The 13,690-nt window shown below is 58.4% G+C and carries 12 protein-coding genes; 5 read left to right on the top strand and 7 right to left on the bottom strand.

All coding sequences use genetic code 11. The features are described 5' to 3' along the window. Window positions 1–315 precede the first annotated feature (315 nt). Complete coding sequence (gene gltA, locus PSUM_RS15105; protein WP_007959044.1) at window positions 316–1,605, top strand: citrate synthase; 1,290 nt, start codon at window positions 316–318, stop codon at window positions 1,603–1,605. A gap of 1,104 nt (window positions 1,606–2,709) precedes the next feature. Here gltA and PSUM_RS15095 read toward each other — a convergent pair. The 3 genes from PSUM_RS15095 to PSUM_RS15085 all read right to left on the bottom strand — a co-directional run bounded on the left by PSUM_RS15095 (window position 2,710) and on the right by PSUM_RS15085 (window position 5,766). Beyond that, window positions 2,710–4,368 carry a cation acetate symporter gene (locus PSUM_RS15095; protein WP_033044527.1) on the bottom strand — a complete coding sequence of 553 codons (1,659 nt, stop codon included), beginning with the start codon at window positions 4,366–4,368 and terminating at the stop codon, window positions 2,710–2,712. Beyond that, complete coding sequence (locus PSUM_RS15090) at window positions 4,365–4,676, bottom strand: DUF485 domain-containing protein (protein WP_008052644.1); 312 nt, start codon at window positions 4,674–4,676, stop codon at window positions 4,365–4,367. The genes PSUM_RS15095 and PSUM_RS15090 overlap by 4 nt, the downstream gene beginning before the upstream one ends. Before the next feature lie 238 nt (window positions 4,677–4,914). After that, window positions 4,915–5,766, bottom strand: coding sequence for a glycine betaine ABC transporter substrate-binding protein (locus PSUM_RS15085; RefSeq protein ID WP_008061176.1), 852 nt, complete (start codon window positions 5,764–5,766; stop codon window positions 4,915–4,917). A gap of 288 nt (window positions 5,767–6,054) precedes the next feature. Between PSUM_RS15085 and PSUM_RS15075 the strand changes: the two genes are divergently transcribed. Beyond that, on the top strand, window positions 6,055–7,650 hold the full coding sequence (locus PSUM_RS15075) for a glycoside hydrolase family 17 protein (RefSeq protein ID WP_083348456.1): 1,596 nt from the start codon (window positions 6,055–6,057) through the stop codon (window positions 7,648–7,650). Window positions 7,651–7,771: 121 nt separating this feature from the next. On the opposite strand, the gene PSUM_RS15070 is transcribed toward PSUM_RS15075, so the two are convergent. After that, window positions 7,772–8,143, bottom strand: a complete 372-nt coding sequence (locus PSUM_RS15070) for a hypothetical protein (RefSeq protein ID WP_033043604.1) — start codon at window positions 8,141–8,143, stop codon at window positions 7,772–7,774. Between the two features lie 223 nt (window positions 8,144–8,366). Between PSUM_RS15070 and PSUM_RS15065 the strand changes: the two genes are divergently transcribed. Beyond that, entirely contained in the window at window positions 8,367–9,665 is a 1,299-nt protein-coding gene (locus PSUM_RS15065) for a hypothetical protein (protein WP_020797017.1), read from the top strand. Further along, a complete protein-coding gene (locus tag PSUM_RS15060; RefSeq protein ID WP_020797016.1) occupies window positions 9,658–10,446 on the top strand; it encodes an MlaA family lipoprotein in 789 nt (262 codons plus the stop codon). The genes PSUM_RS15065 and PSUM_RS15060 overlap by 8 nt, the downstream gene beginning before the upstream one ends. Before the next feature lie 107 nt (window positions 10,447–10,553). Here PSUM_RS15060 and PSUM_RS15055 read toward each other — a convergent pair whose 3' ends face one another. Then, window positions 10,554–11,468, bottom strand: coding sequence for a DUF808 domain-containing protein (locus PSUM_RS15055; RefSeq protein ID WP_020797015.1), 915 nt, complete (start codon window positions 11,466–11,468; stop codon window positions 10,554–10,556). Window positions 11,469–11,602: 134 nt separating this feature from the next. Here PSUM_RS15055 and PSUM_RS15050 point away from each other — a divergent pair, with 134 nt between their 5' ends. Further along, on the top strand, window positions 11,603–12,208 hold the full coding sequence (locus PSUM_RS15050) for a TetR/AcrR family transcriptional regulator (RefSeq protein ID WP_033043606.1): 606 nt from the start codon (window positions 11,603–11,605) through the stop codon (window positions 12,206–12,208). A 128-nt stretch (window positions 12,209–12,336) separates the two neighbouring features. On the opposite strand, the gene PSUM_RS15045 is transcribed toward PSUM_RS15050, so the two are convergent. Further along, window positions 12,337–12,795 carry an REP-associated tyrosine transposase gene (locus PSUM_RS15045; protein ID WP_033043607.1) on the bottom strand — a complete coding sequence of 153 codons (459 nt, stop codon included), beginning with the start codon at window positions 12,793–12,795 and terminating at the stop codon, window positions 12,337–12,339. Window positions 12,796–13,006: 211 nt separating this feature from the next. Beyond that, window positions 13,007–13,447: a GlcG/HbpS family heme-binding protein gene (locus tag PSUM_RS15040; RefSeq protein ID WP_083348455.1), complete on the bottom strand. Its 441-nt coding sequence runs from the start codon at window positions 13,445–13,447 to the stop codon at window positions 13,007–13,009. Window positions 13,448–13,690 lie beyond the last annotated feature (243 nt).

The raw sequence follows: 13,690 nt of genomic DNA, 5'->3' as shown, positions 1-13,690 counted from the left end.
TGGGGAGTGCACTGGTCAGGTAATCACCACCCAGGGAGGCGACCCCCAATAACGCAAGCCCAAAAGCCCTTGGCGGTCGGTGGCCGAGTATAGACAGTTAGGCTACTAATGACAACGGACATACCTTCCCAAAACGGCGCATTGCGCAACACGTATAAAAGGCGTAAATGGCGGTCAATTTCGATAAAAAAGTAGGGTTAAAGCCTTCTGGAGCAAGACTTTAGGCAAATTGACATTCAAATTTATCTCACTATAGTGGTGCGGGCCCTGCGTGGGGGGTCTGTCTGATGATTTCAAGCATAAATAGGAGGCCACATGGCTGACAAAAAAGCGCAGTTGATCATCGAGGGCGCAGCCCCCGTCGAGCTGCCCATTTTAACCGGCACCGTTGGTCCCGATGTTATCGATGTTCGGGGCCTGACGGCCACGGGCCGCTTCACTTTCGACCCTGGTTTCATGTCGACCGCTTCCTGCGAGTCGAAGATCACCTATATCGACGGCGACAACGGCATCCTGCTGCACCGCGGCTACCCGATCGAACAACTGGCTGAAAAGTCGGACTACCTGGAAACCTGCTACCTGCTGCTCAACGGCGAACTGCCGACCGCAGAGCAGAAGGCCCAGTTCGTCGGCACCGTGAAGAACCACACCATGGTTCACGAGCAGCTGAAGACCTTCTTCAACGGCTTCCGCCGTGACGCCCACCCGATGGCCGTCATGTGTGGTGTAGTCGGCGCCCTCTCGGCCTTCTACCACGACTCCCTGGACATCAATAACCCGCAGCATCGCGAAATCTCCGCGATCCGCCTGGTTGCCAAGATGCCAACCCTGGCCGCGATGGTTTACAAGTACTCCATGGGCCAACCCATGATGTACCCGCGCAACGACCTGTCGTACGCGGAAAACTTCCTGCACATGATGTTCAACACCCCGTGCGAGATCAAACCGATCAGCCCGGTACTCGCCAAGGCCATGGACCGGATCTTCATCCTCCATGCCGACCACGAGCAGAACGCGTCGACTTCCACCGTGCGCCTGGCGGGCTCCTCGGGTGCCAACCCGTTCGCCTGTATCGCTGCCGGCATCGCCGCACTGTGGGGCCCTGCCCACGGCGGTGCGAACGAAGCCGTATTGACCATGCTCGATGAAATCGGCGATGTCTCGAACATCGACAAGTTCATCGCCAAGGCCAAGGACAAGAACGATCCGTTCAAGCTGATGGGCTTCGGTCACCGCGTTTACAAAAACCGCGACCCTCGCGCCACTGTGATGAAGCAGACCTGCGACGAAGTACTGAAGGAACTGGGCATCCAGAACGATCCGCAACTCGAACTGGCCATGCGCCTGGAAGAGATCGCCCTGACCGACCCGTACTTCATCGAACGCTCGCTGTACCCGAACGTCGACTTCTACTCGGGGATCATCCTCAAGGCGATCGGCATTCCAACCAGCATGTTCACCGTGATCTTCGCCTTGGCGCGGACCGTGGGCTGGATCTCCCACTGGAAAGAAATGCTCTCCAGCCCGTACAAGATCGGCCGTCCGCGCCAGCTGTACACCGGCTACGAGTCGCGTGACATCACCAAGCTGGAAGACCGCAAGTAAGATTTGTCTTGCTGTAGCGTGTTGAGTTGTACCGGGAACGGCCTCTATATATAGGGGCCGTTTTTGTTTGGGCGATGGTGGCTGTTTGGGATTGGTATTGAGTAGATATCCATTGCTGCGGTAACGGCCACTTAGGGTTTCGCCCTTACGGCGAGTCACTTGGAAGAGCCCCAAGTAACCAAGGGCTCTTGCCCCTGACGTTCGGTGCCTCGCCAAGGCTCGGCATGCCCTCGCTCCGGTCCTGCTCCGTGGGCCCGCCGCGATGGGCCATCCATGGCCCAGCGCGGCTAAACCGGCATCCATGCCGGTTTACCCACTGCGCAGAACCTCCACTCGGCCTCTCGATGTGGCAAGAAAATCAAAAGCCAGATCAAGATCAAACGCAAAAGCGAGGCGGCCTGACAGCCGACCTGATTGCAGGTCTGTCCACATTCCCCTGTGGGAGCTAGCCTGCTCGCGATGAACATCCAGGCAACGCATTCATCCAGACAGGGTGCGTTATCGTTGACGTCCATCGCCAGCAGGCTGGCTCCCACAGGGAATTGGGGGTATCTGCAAAAATCACGTCGGCCGCAGGCCGCCATCACGGGCAACCCTTTCCCCTACAAAAACACTTTGGCGCACACCCGCCCCTCACCACTCATCAGGCCGAGCGTTAGCTCGCCTTCAGCTTTTGATCTTGATCTACCCGCCCTATCGGGAGGCTGAGTGGAGGTGTTCATCCGGGGAGTGGCGCGCAGCGCCGTTCGACGCAGTCGAACACATCGCATGTAGGTGCCAGCGAAGCCAACCGGAGGGCGATGCCCCCGGATGGACACCGGAGCGAAGGAACGCCGAGCCCCAGCGAGGGGCCGGACGCTGGGGCGAGCCTTTTTTTGCTTACTTTTTTTTGGCGTTTGAAAAAAAAGTGAGTCGCCGTAAGGGCGAAACCATAAGTCGCCGTTACCGCAGGAATGGATATGTACCCGGTTAACAAAAGATAGGTCGGCTGTAAGGCCGCCTTCGCAGACAAATCTCACGTCTAAAATGTCCGATAACCGCCCAAAAAAAATGCCCCAATCTCTCAATCGGGGCATTTCTATTTAAGCCAACAAACTTGAAGCCTTAGTGCGAAACCGCCCCGCTCGCCCCCAAACCAGTCTGCGAACGAACGAACTGCGGGAAGAACAGCGCCCGCTCGTTGTCAGCCGCCGTCGACTTGTCGGTAATCGAGAAGAACCAGATCCCGATAAAGGCAATGATCATCGAGAACAGTGCAGGGTACTCATACGGGAAGATCGCCTTCTCGTGATGCAGGATCTGCACCCAGATGGTCGGGCCAAGCACCATCAAGCCCACAGCGCTCACCAGACCCATCCAGCCACCAATCATCGCGCCGCGAGTGGTCAGCTTTTTCCAGTACATGGAAAGCAGCAGCACCGGGAAGTTGCAGCTCGCCGCGATAGAGAATGCCAGGCCGACCATGAACGCGATGTTCTGGCTTTCGAAAAGGATGCCGAGGCCGATCGCCAGCACCGCCAGGGCGATGGTGGTGATTTTCGACACGCGGATCTCGTCCTTCTCGTTGGCCTTGCCCTTCTTGATCACGCTGGCGTACAGGTCATGGGACACCGCCGAGGCACCGGCGAGGGTCAGGCCGGCCACCACTGCCAGGATGGTTGCGAACGCTACCGCCGAGATGAAGCCCAGGAAGATACTGCCACCGACCGCATTGGCCAGGTGCACCGCCGCCATGTTGTTACCGCCCAACAGCGCGCCAGCCGCATCCTTGAAGGCCGGGTTGGTGCTGACCAGCAGGATCGCGCCGAAGCCGATGATGAAGGTCAGGATATAGAAGTAGCCGATGAAGCCGGTGGCGTACAACACGCTCTTGCGCGCTTCTTTTGCGTCACTCACGGTGAAGAAGCGCATCAGGATGTGCGGCAGGCCAGCGGTACCGAACATCAGCGCCAACCCCAGGGAGAATGCCGAGATCGGATCTTTCACCAGGCCGCCCGGGCTCATGATCGCTTCACCTTTAGGGTGAACCTTGATCGCCTCGGAGAACAACATGTTGAAGTCGAAGTTGACGTGCTTCATCACCATCAGCGCCATGAAGGAAGCGCCGGACAGCAGCAACACAGCCTTGATGATCTGCACCCAGGTGGTCGCCAGCATGCCGCCGAACAGCACGTACATGCACATCAGGATACCGACCAGGATCACCGCAACGTGGTAGTCGAGACCGAACAGCAGCTGGATCAGCTTGCCGGCACCGACCATTTGCGCGATCAGGTAGAACGCCACCACGACCAGTGAACCGCAAGCGGACAGCGAGCGGATCTGGGTTTGCCCCAGGCGATAGGACGCCACGTCGGCAAAGGTGTATTTGCCCAGGTTGCGCAGGCGCTCGGCGATCAGGAACAGAATGATCGGCCAGCCCACCAGGAAGCCGATCGAGTAGATCAGGCCATCGTAGCCGGAGGTAAACACCAGCGCGGAAATACCCAGGAAGGACGCCGCCGACATGTAGTCACCGGCAATCGCCAGGCCGTTCTGGAAGCCGGTGATCTTGCCGCCCGCCGCGTAGTAATCGGAGGCCGACTTGTTTTTCTTGGACGCCCAGTAGGTGATGCACAGGGTCGCGCCAACGAATGCGACGAACATCAGAATCGCCGACACGTTAAGCGGTTGTTTCTGCACGGCGCCGGTCAGGGCGTCAGCCGCCCAGGCGCCCGGTGCGAAGGCTGCGATGCTCAAGAGAGCCATTAGACGCCGGATCATTGCTGAGCCTCCTTGAGAATCGCATTGTTCAAGTCGTCGAATTCGCCATTGGCGCGTCGTACGTAGATCCCGGTCAGGATGAAGGCTGAAACAATCAGCCCGACACCTATCGGTATGCCCCAGGTAATCGATGACTCAGGGCTGATTTTCGCCCCCAGCACCTGCGGCCCGTAAGCAATCAAAAGGATGAATCCGGAGTAAAGCCCTAGCATGATCGCCGAAAGAATCCAGGCGAATCGTTCCCTCTTGCTAACCAGCTCCTTGAATCGCGGGCTGTTTTGAATCGAGAGGTAAATGCTGTCGTTCATTGTTTTTATCCTCGCAGCACAGATTTAGTTGGAACGGTATCCACTCTATGCGGCTGCGGGGCAGGTTCCAGACGACCTTAGTCTTAGAACCACGTGACGTATTCGCCAAAGTCCAGCAAGAATAAATAAATGTGGGAGCGAGCCTGCTCGCGAAAGCGTCAGATCAGTCGACATCTCGGTCAACTGACAGAACGCTTCGCGAGCAGGCTCGCTCCCACAGGGTAAGGCGGTGCAGCTATTACTTGATCCAGTCAGCCACGCGCTCCGGGTGCTTGGCTACCCAATCCTTGGCCGCTGCTTCAGGCTTGGCACCCTCCTGGATCGCCAGCATGACTTCGCCGATTTCATCCTTCGAAGCCCACTGGAAGTTCTTCAGGAACTTGGCCACTTCCGGTGCCTTGGTCGCCAGCTCTTTGCTGCCGATGCTGTTCACGGTTTCAGCCGCGCCGTACACGCCTTTCGGGTCTTCCAGGAAACGCAGTTTCCACTTGGCGAACATCCAGTGTGGCACCCAGCCGGTCACGGCGATGGATTCGTTTTTCTTCTCGGCACGGGTCAGCTCGGCAATCATGCCGGCGCCGGAACTGGCCTTGAGTTGATAACCGGTCAGGTCGTAGTCCTTGATCGCCTGCTCGGTCTTGAGCATCACGCCTGAACCGGCGTCGATGCCAACGATGCGTTTTTTGAAGCTGTCATCGGTCTTCAGGTCTTCAAGCGACTTGGCCTTGACGTACTCCGGTACGATCAAGCCGATCTTGGCGTCCTTGAAGTTCGGACCGTAGTCGACGACCTGGTCCTTGTTCTTGGCCCAGTAATCGCCGTGGGTCACTGGCAGCCAGGCCGACAGCATGGCGTCGAGTTTGCCGGTGGCCACGCCCTGCCACATGATCCCGGTGGCGACGGCTTGCAGCTTCACGTCGTAATTCAGCTTCTGCTTGATCACCTCAGCGGCCACGTGAGTGGTAGCAACGCTGTCGGACCAGCCGTCAACGTAACCGATGCTCAGGGTCTTGTTCTCGGCATTGGCGAATGTGGAGCCCATCGCAAGCACCAGAGCGGCACCTGCGCCTAAAAGTCGTCGCATCTTCATCGTTACTTCCCCGAAAGTGCTGCGCTCGACGGATGCCGAGTCGCGTCAACGTATAGTTATAGTGCACAGCGCCCCCATCACGCCCCACCGCAAACTCGTTCGATCATCAGTGGAGTACTGACAGTTGCGATCATCAACCTGACGCTATCAGCGACCTGCTCTGCCAGCGACCTCAAGGCAGCGAGAAACGACATCAGAACGCCATTAATCCCGCGCCAGACAACCGTTCCGGGCAATCCGCCCGAACTTTGCATGTCAAAATCATGCAGGCCACCAAGCGGGAGATAAATGCAGGTAACATGCGCCGCTTTGCTCCCACACGGCCTGACCATGTCCGCGACATCCCGTTTTCCTTTTTTTGCGTATTTATTTGCTTGCCTGCTGGGGCTGTTTGCTCTCGGCGGCTTCTGGTATGGCCTGGGCAAACCGGTGATCCTGCCGGACGTCGCCAGTGCCACGCACAAGCTGCAATGCGCTTCCTACACTCCTTTCGACAAGGACCAGTCGCCGTTCGACGTGCCATTCAACCTGCGTCCCGAGCGCATGGATGCGGACCTCGCGCTGCTGGCAACTCGCTTCGAATGCATACGCACGTACTCGATGACGGGGCTCGAGGCGCTACCCGATCTGGCGCGCAAGCATGGGTTGAAAATGATGATCGGCGCCTGGGTCAACAGCAGCCCGGTGGACACCGCCAAGGAAGTAGAGCTGCTGATCGCCGAAGCCAATGCCAACCCGGACGTGGTGACGGCGGTCATCGTCGGCAACGAGGCACTGCTGCGCAAGGAAGTCACCAGCACACAGCTTGTGAAACTGATTGAGCGGGTCAAAAGCCAGGTCAAACAGCCCGTCACCTATGCGGACGTTTGGGAGTTCTGGCAAAAGCACCCGGAAATCGCTCCGGCGGTGGACTTCGTGACCATCCATTTGCTGCCGTACTGGGCTGATTACCCTTGGGACGTCGAGGTCTCGCTGTCGCAACTCGCCATGATTCGCGAATCGTTCGCCAGCATGTTTGCCCCCAAGGATGTGTTCATAGGCGAGACCGGCTGGCCGAGTGAAGGCCGTCAACGCAGGATTGCCCTGCCAAGCCGGGTCGACGAAGCCAGGTTCATTCGTGGTTTTGTCGCCATGGCCGAGCAACATGGTTGGCACTACAACCTCATCGAAGCCTTCGACCAGCCGTGGAAACGTGCCAGCGAGGGCGCAGTCGGCGGTTACTGGGGACTGTTCGATGCGGATCGCCAGGACAAGGGCGTGCTCGCAGGACCGGTGACCAATGTGCCGTACTGGTCGCAGTGGCTGGTGGTGGGTGGGTTCATCTTCCTGGGCACACTGCTTCTCGGTGGACGCGTGCGCAGCACTCGCGCTGCACTGGTCCTGCCACTGCTGGGGGCGCTGGCTGCTTGCTCGATTGGCGCCTGGGGCGACCTGGCACGGATCACCACGCGTTTTGCCAGTGAGTGGCTATGGGTTGCTTTGCTGACCGCGTTGAATGTGCTGGTGCTGGCCCATGCCGCGCTAACCTTGAGTCCCCGCACCGGTTGGCGCGGATGGGCATTCAATGCGCTGGAACGTCGGGCTGGCTGGATACTGGCAGTGGCAGGATTTGCCGCGGCGGTAACGATGCTTGAACTGGTATTTGATCCGCGCTATCGCAGCTTCCCCAGCGTTGCGTTCATCGTGCCGGCACTGGTTTATCTATGCCGCCCGGTCAGTGTGCCGCGTCGGGAGATCGCCTTGCTGACCTTCATCATTGGCGCCGGTATTGCACCTCAGCTTTATCAGGAAGGTTTGCACAACCAGCAGGCCTGGGGTTGGGCGCTGGTGAGTGGATTGATGGTGGCGGCGTTGTGGCGCAGCTTGCGGGTTCGCAAGGGCTGATTTGGCGCTGCATCCGGCCTCTTCGCGAGCAGGCTCGCTCCCACATTGTGATCATCGCAGTACACAAAATCTGTGTTCATTGAAAATCTACTGTGGGAGCGAGCCTGCTCGCGAAAGCTCACTATCGCGTGCTACCGGAGGCCCTGACCAACCGCAACCCCGCAATCACCACCGCAAACACCGCCATCGTCGTGTTGTACAACACCAATGCCGGAAACCCGAACACCAGCGCCAGCACCGCCAACCACCACCCTGCCCGCCCTGGCAGCACAAAGCCGATCACGGCGGCAGCCAACGCGCCCCAGCCCAATACCTGGAAGTGAATCATCAGCCCCAGGTTCGAACGCACCTGGCATTCCCAACGGCTTGCCTCATCCACGCAAATACCGACCCACTGCGCATCTTCCATGAAGCCATAACGCGCGCCATAGCTGGCGGCCAGCCAGAGTGGCAACAGGACAAGCAACAGAATCACGGGCAGACGGCGGGACATGGGGCGCTCCAATACGCAAAAACGGCGGCCAGCTTAATCCCCCGGCAGCCCGACGCAAGCAATAACAACTGATAACTGGTCATTCAATCACTGCAAAGTGTATCGTCGCGCTACTATTACTCGGAATTAAGGCCTGTTTGGTGCCGATGCGTGGCACTTTGGCGCGGATCCAGTGGTCATAGCCTGCGAACTTCATTCGGCACCTTCTCTAAGGGATCTAGTCATGCTCCGTTCCTTGCGCTTCGCCGCCCTGTTTGGCGGCCTTATTTTGAGTGCGTCCGCACTGGCGGTCGATATCGACGCTGCCAGTTATGGCTATCCCTTGACCAACCCGTTCGAGGCAACGATTGCCACGACGCCGCCGGATTTGCGCCCCGAGCTGCCGCTGGACGACGACATCGATCAGGCGGATCGCAGCGTCACCTTGCGCCCGGAACGCGCATTCGAACTGCCTGACAACTTCTGGCCAGTGAAGAAGCTCACCTATCGCATTGCCACCCAGGATAAAGCCGCGCCGTTGATTTTCCTGATCGCCGGCACGGGCGCGCGCTATGACAGCAGCCTTAACGAATACCTGAAAAAGCTCTATTACAAGGCCGGGTACCACGTGGTGCAATTGTCGTCGCCCACCAGCTTCGACTTCATGAGCGCCGCCTCACGCTTTGCCACGCCCGGTATCACCAAGGACGACGCCGAAGACATGTATCGCGTGATGCAAGCGGTGCGAGCGCAAAACCCTAAACTGCCGGTCACCGATTACTACCTGACCGGCTACAGCCTGGGCGCGCTGGATGCGGCATTCGTTGCGCACCTGGACGAAACCCGCCGCAGCTTCAACTTCAAGAAAGTGCTTCTGCTTAATCCTCCGGTCAATCTCTACACCTCGATCACCAACCTGGACCGGCTGGTCCAGACCGAGGTCAAGGGCATCACCAACACCACAACGTTCTATGAGCTGGTGCTGAACAAACTGACCCGTTACTTCCAGCAGAAGGGCTACATCGATCTCAACGACGCGCTGCTCTACGACTTCCAGCAGTCCAAGCAGCACCTGAGCAACGAACAGATGGCCATGCTCATCGGCACCTCGTTCCGCTTTTCAGCCGCCGATATCGCCTTTACGTCGGACCTGATCAACCGTCGTGGCCTGATCACTCCACCCAAGACGCCCATCACCGAAGGCACCAGCCTCTCGCCGTACTTCAAGCGAGCACTGCAGTGCGACTTCGACTGCTACATCACCGAACAGGTCATCCCGATGTGGCGCGCCCGCACCGACGGCGGCAGCCTGCTGCAATTGATCGACCAGGTGAGCTTGTATGCACTGAAGGACTACCTGCATGACAGCCCGAAAATCGCCGTGATGCACAATGCCGACGACGTGATTCTCGGCCCTGGAGACCTGGGTTTCCTGCGCAAGACATTTGGCGATCGCCTGACCGTTTACCCGCTGGGAGGCCATTGCGGCAACCTTAACTATCGCGTCAACAGCGACGCCATGCTGGAGTTCTTCCGTGGCTAAATACCTCCTGCTTATCGCCGCGTTACTCAGTGCAGGCATTGCCCATGCAGATAACAGCAAAGCTAACGCCCCTGTCGTCATCGACAGCGACGGCTTCAAGGAACCCCTGAGCAAACTCAAGTTCAACCCGGGCCTGGACCAGCGCGAATTCGAACGCTCGACACTCGGCGCCCTGAATGTCTACGACCCGCTGGAGCAGTGGAACCGCCGTGTCTACCACTTCAACTACCGGTTCGATCAGTGGGTGTTCCTGCCAGTGGTCGACGGCTATCGCTATATCACGCCGAGCTTCTTGCGCACTGGCGTCAGCAATTTCTTCAACAACCTCGGCGACGTACCGAACCTGCTGAACAGCCTGTTGCAGTTCAAGGGCCAGCGTTCGATGGAGATCACCGGTCGACTGCTGCTCAACACCACCATTGGCATCGCCGGCTTGTGGGACCCGGCCACCTCCATGGGCCTGCCGCGCCAGAACGAAGACTTCGGCCAGACCCTGGGCTTCTATGGTGTACCGGGCGGCGCCTATTTCGTACTGCCGATCCTGGGACCGTCCAATCTGCGTGACACGGGCGGGCTGGCAGTCGACTTCAGCGCCGAGAATGCGATCAACTTCCTCAATGTGTCCGAGGTCAGCTCCACCCATCCAGAAGTCTGGATCCTGCGCGGCATCGACAAACGCAACCAGACCAGCTTCCGTTATGGCCAACTGAACTCGCCGTTCGAGTATGAGAAGGTGCGCTACGTGTACACCGAGTCGCGCAAGTTGCAGATCGCCGAGTAATACCATCGGCCACAAACACCCTGTAGGAGCTGGCGTGCCAGCGATAGCGCTCGAAAGGTCTACACAAGACTCAAGGGCCAATCGCCAGCAAGCCGGCTCCTACGGGTTTAACCTTTGACTGCTCGCCAGATTTTGCTGACGGCCAGAACCCCCACCAACACCACCGCCCCCGCCACAATCCCCGCCACCCCATTGAGCAGCGTCGGTACGATAAACCCGGCACCGCCCGCCCCCGCACTGACACTTTCGATCCAGTGATGCACCACCGGAACACCGTGGGTGAGGATGCCGCCACCGACCAGGAACATGGCCGCCGTACCGATCACCGACAGGCTTTTCATCATGTACGGCGCCGCGCGCAGGATGCCGTTGCCGATGCTTTTGGCCATCTGCCCAGGCTTCTGGGTCAGCCACAGGCCCAGGTCATCGAGCTTGACGATGCCGGCCACCAGCCCGTAGACGCCGATAGTCATGACGATGGCGATGCCCGAGAGCACGACGACTTGTTGGGTCAGCGCCGAGTCGGCCACGACGCCGAGGGTGATGGCGATGATTTCCGCCGAAAGGATGAAGTCGGTGCGGATCGCGCCCTTGATCTTGTCCTTTTCGAACGCCACCAGATCGACCGCCGGGTCCGCCACTGCCTCGACCAGTTCGGCATGTTCGGCCTGGTCTTCAGCCTTGCTGTGGAGGAATTTATGGGCGAGCTTTTCGAACCCCTCGAAACACAGGTAAGCGCCACCCAACATCAGTAATGGCGTGACCAGCCATGGGATGAACGCGCTGATGGCCAGTGCCGATGGCACCAGGATCAGCTTGTTGATAAATGAGCCCTTGGCGACCGCCCAGACCACCGGGATTTCCCGATCGGCCCGCACGCCGCTGACCTGCTGGGCATTGAGCGCCAGATCATCGCCCAGCACCCCGGCGGTCTTCTTGGCGGCCATTTTGGTCATCAACGCCACATCGTCCAGTACGGCTGCGATGTCGTCGATCAGCACGAGCAAACTGCTTCCTGCCATGAATCGGCTTTCCTTCTTGAATGAATGCCGTGCAGCATAGCGCGGCCTGACGCCGCACGGAGCATTCTTGAGCCTCGCCGAAGGCCGGTGCTACCATGCGCCACCGCCAGTACAGGCAAGGAACCCCCTGGTTTATGAGCACCATCCGCGAGCGCAACAAACAACTGATCCTGCGTGCCGCCAGCGAAGAATTTGCCGACAAGGGCTTCGCTGCGACCAAAACCAGTGACATCGCAGCCAAGGCGGGATTGCCCAAGCCCAACGTCTACTACTACTTCAAATCCAAGGAAAACCTCTATCGCGAGGTCCTGGAAAGCATCATCGAACCGATTCTGCAGGCCTCGACACCGTTCAATCCCGACGGTGTGCCAAGTGAAGTGCTGAGCGGCTATATCCGCTCGAAAATCCGCATCTCTCGCGACCTGCCCTTTGCCTCCAAGGTGTTCGCCAGCGAAATCATGCATGGCGCGCCGCACCTGAGTTCCGACCTGGTCGAACAGCTCAACGGCCAGGCCAAGCACAACATCGACTGCATCCAGACCTGGATCGATCGTGGCCAGATTGCGCCAATCGACCCCAATCACCTGATGTTCAGCATCTGGGCCGCGACCCAGACCTACGCCGACTTCGACTGGCAGATCACTGCTATCACCGGCAAGGCCAAGCTGGATGAAGAGGATTATGAAGCGGCTGCGCAGACGATTATCCGGCTGGTGCTCAAGGGGTGTGAGCCGGACTGATATACCGCGGTGCGGCTATCGCTGGCAAGCCAGCTCCCACAGGTTTCTGTGTTGAGCTCACATTCTGTGAACGACACAAATCCCTGTGGGAGCTGGCTTGCCAGCGATGAAGTCGACTCGGTGTGGCCTCAAACCCAGATAGCATCCCACAACGGATAGTTGCCAAGTTTTTCAACGAGCCCGGCCCGCAGTGGGTTTGCTACTACATACCGGGCCAATGTCACCAAATCCTCCTCTCGCCTTAAGGCCCTGTCGTGATAACCCTGCTGCCAAAGCGGCCCGCTTCGACGACTTGAAAGATTCACCTCCCTCGTAATCAGGGATTTAGTCTGGCGCATCAGCTTTCTGAGCGAACAATTTTCCAATTCGATCAACCAATGAAAATGGTCGGGCATGACAACCCACGCCAAGGAATTTGCCAATCCAATATCTTGTGCTCGGCGAAATTGATGAACCACCAATCTGCCCAGCGCGAAGTCGGCAAAAATCGGCGCACGATCAAGTGTAATGGTGGTCAGTAAGTAGATTCTGTTGGGCTCGGCATAGCGACCCGTTCGCAGTTTGTGTGATGCGGGTAAATTGGGCATTCCCTTGCCTCTCTCATGACGAATTCATGAAAAGGCTAGACCTCGAAATTCTAAACTCTAATACACACTTTTAGCTGGATGTGTCTGGCAGAAAGTCATCGCTGGCAAGCCAGCTCCCACAGGGCCTGCTGGTGGACACAAAACTTGTGAACACCTGCAATCGCTGTGGGAGCGAACTTACTCCCGATAGCGGTAAATCAGCCTGCGCAAATCAAGCAGCCACCCCAGCATCCGCCCTCAACCCCAGCGCCTCGATCGCATTGATCGCACACTGCTCATCAACATCCGATAGATCCCCGCTGATCCCCACCGCCCCCAACACATTCCCATCCTGATCGCGGATCAGCACACCGCCCGGTGCCGGCACCACGCTGCCCTGCCCCAGGCTATTCAATGCCGCGATGAAGGCCGGGCGCTGCTGGGCGTCCAACGCCAGCAGGCGTGAGCCTTTGCCCAGGGCGATGGCGCCCCAGGCCTTGCCGATGGCGACTTGCGGGCGCAGCAGGCTGGCGCCGTCTTCACGCTGCAAGGTGACCAGGTGCCCGCCGGCATCCAGTACCGCGATGGCCAGGGGCGCGGCGGAGATTGCCCGTGCGGCGGTGATGGCCTCGTTGACCAGGTTGACTGCGACTTTCAAGGTTAAAGCGCTCATGGTGCCGTCCTCATTTTGTTTTTCGGAAAGCCGGTAGCCTGCTTCGTTGTGCCGCAGGCAGATGCAACAAATAGAACACAATGGATTATTTTTTTGTATACAATAATTCTCGAAAAGCGCCGCATGCGACGAAAAGCCACAGTAGAACGGGCTTCCGACGAATGAAACGAGCGCTTGAGAAAATGGATTGACCTGCGCCGTCCGCCGTGAATACACTCTGCGCAAAGCCACTTGTATACAATT

Origin of the sequence: Pseudomonas umsongensis (assembly GCF_002236105.1) — a bacterium.
GTDB lineage: Bacteria > Pseudomonadota > Gammaproteobacteria > Pseudomonadales > Pseudomonadaceae > Aquipseudomonas > Aquipseudomonas umsongensis.
Note: the sequence above shows the minus strand (reverse complement) of the source record. Positions and strands in the feature narration are given on the sequence as shown.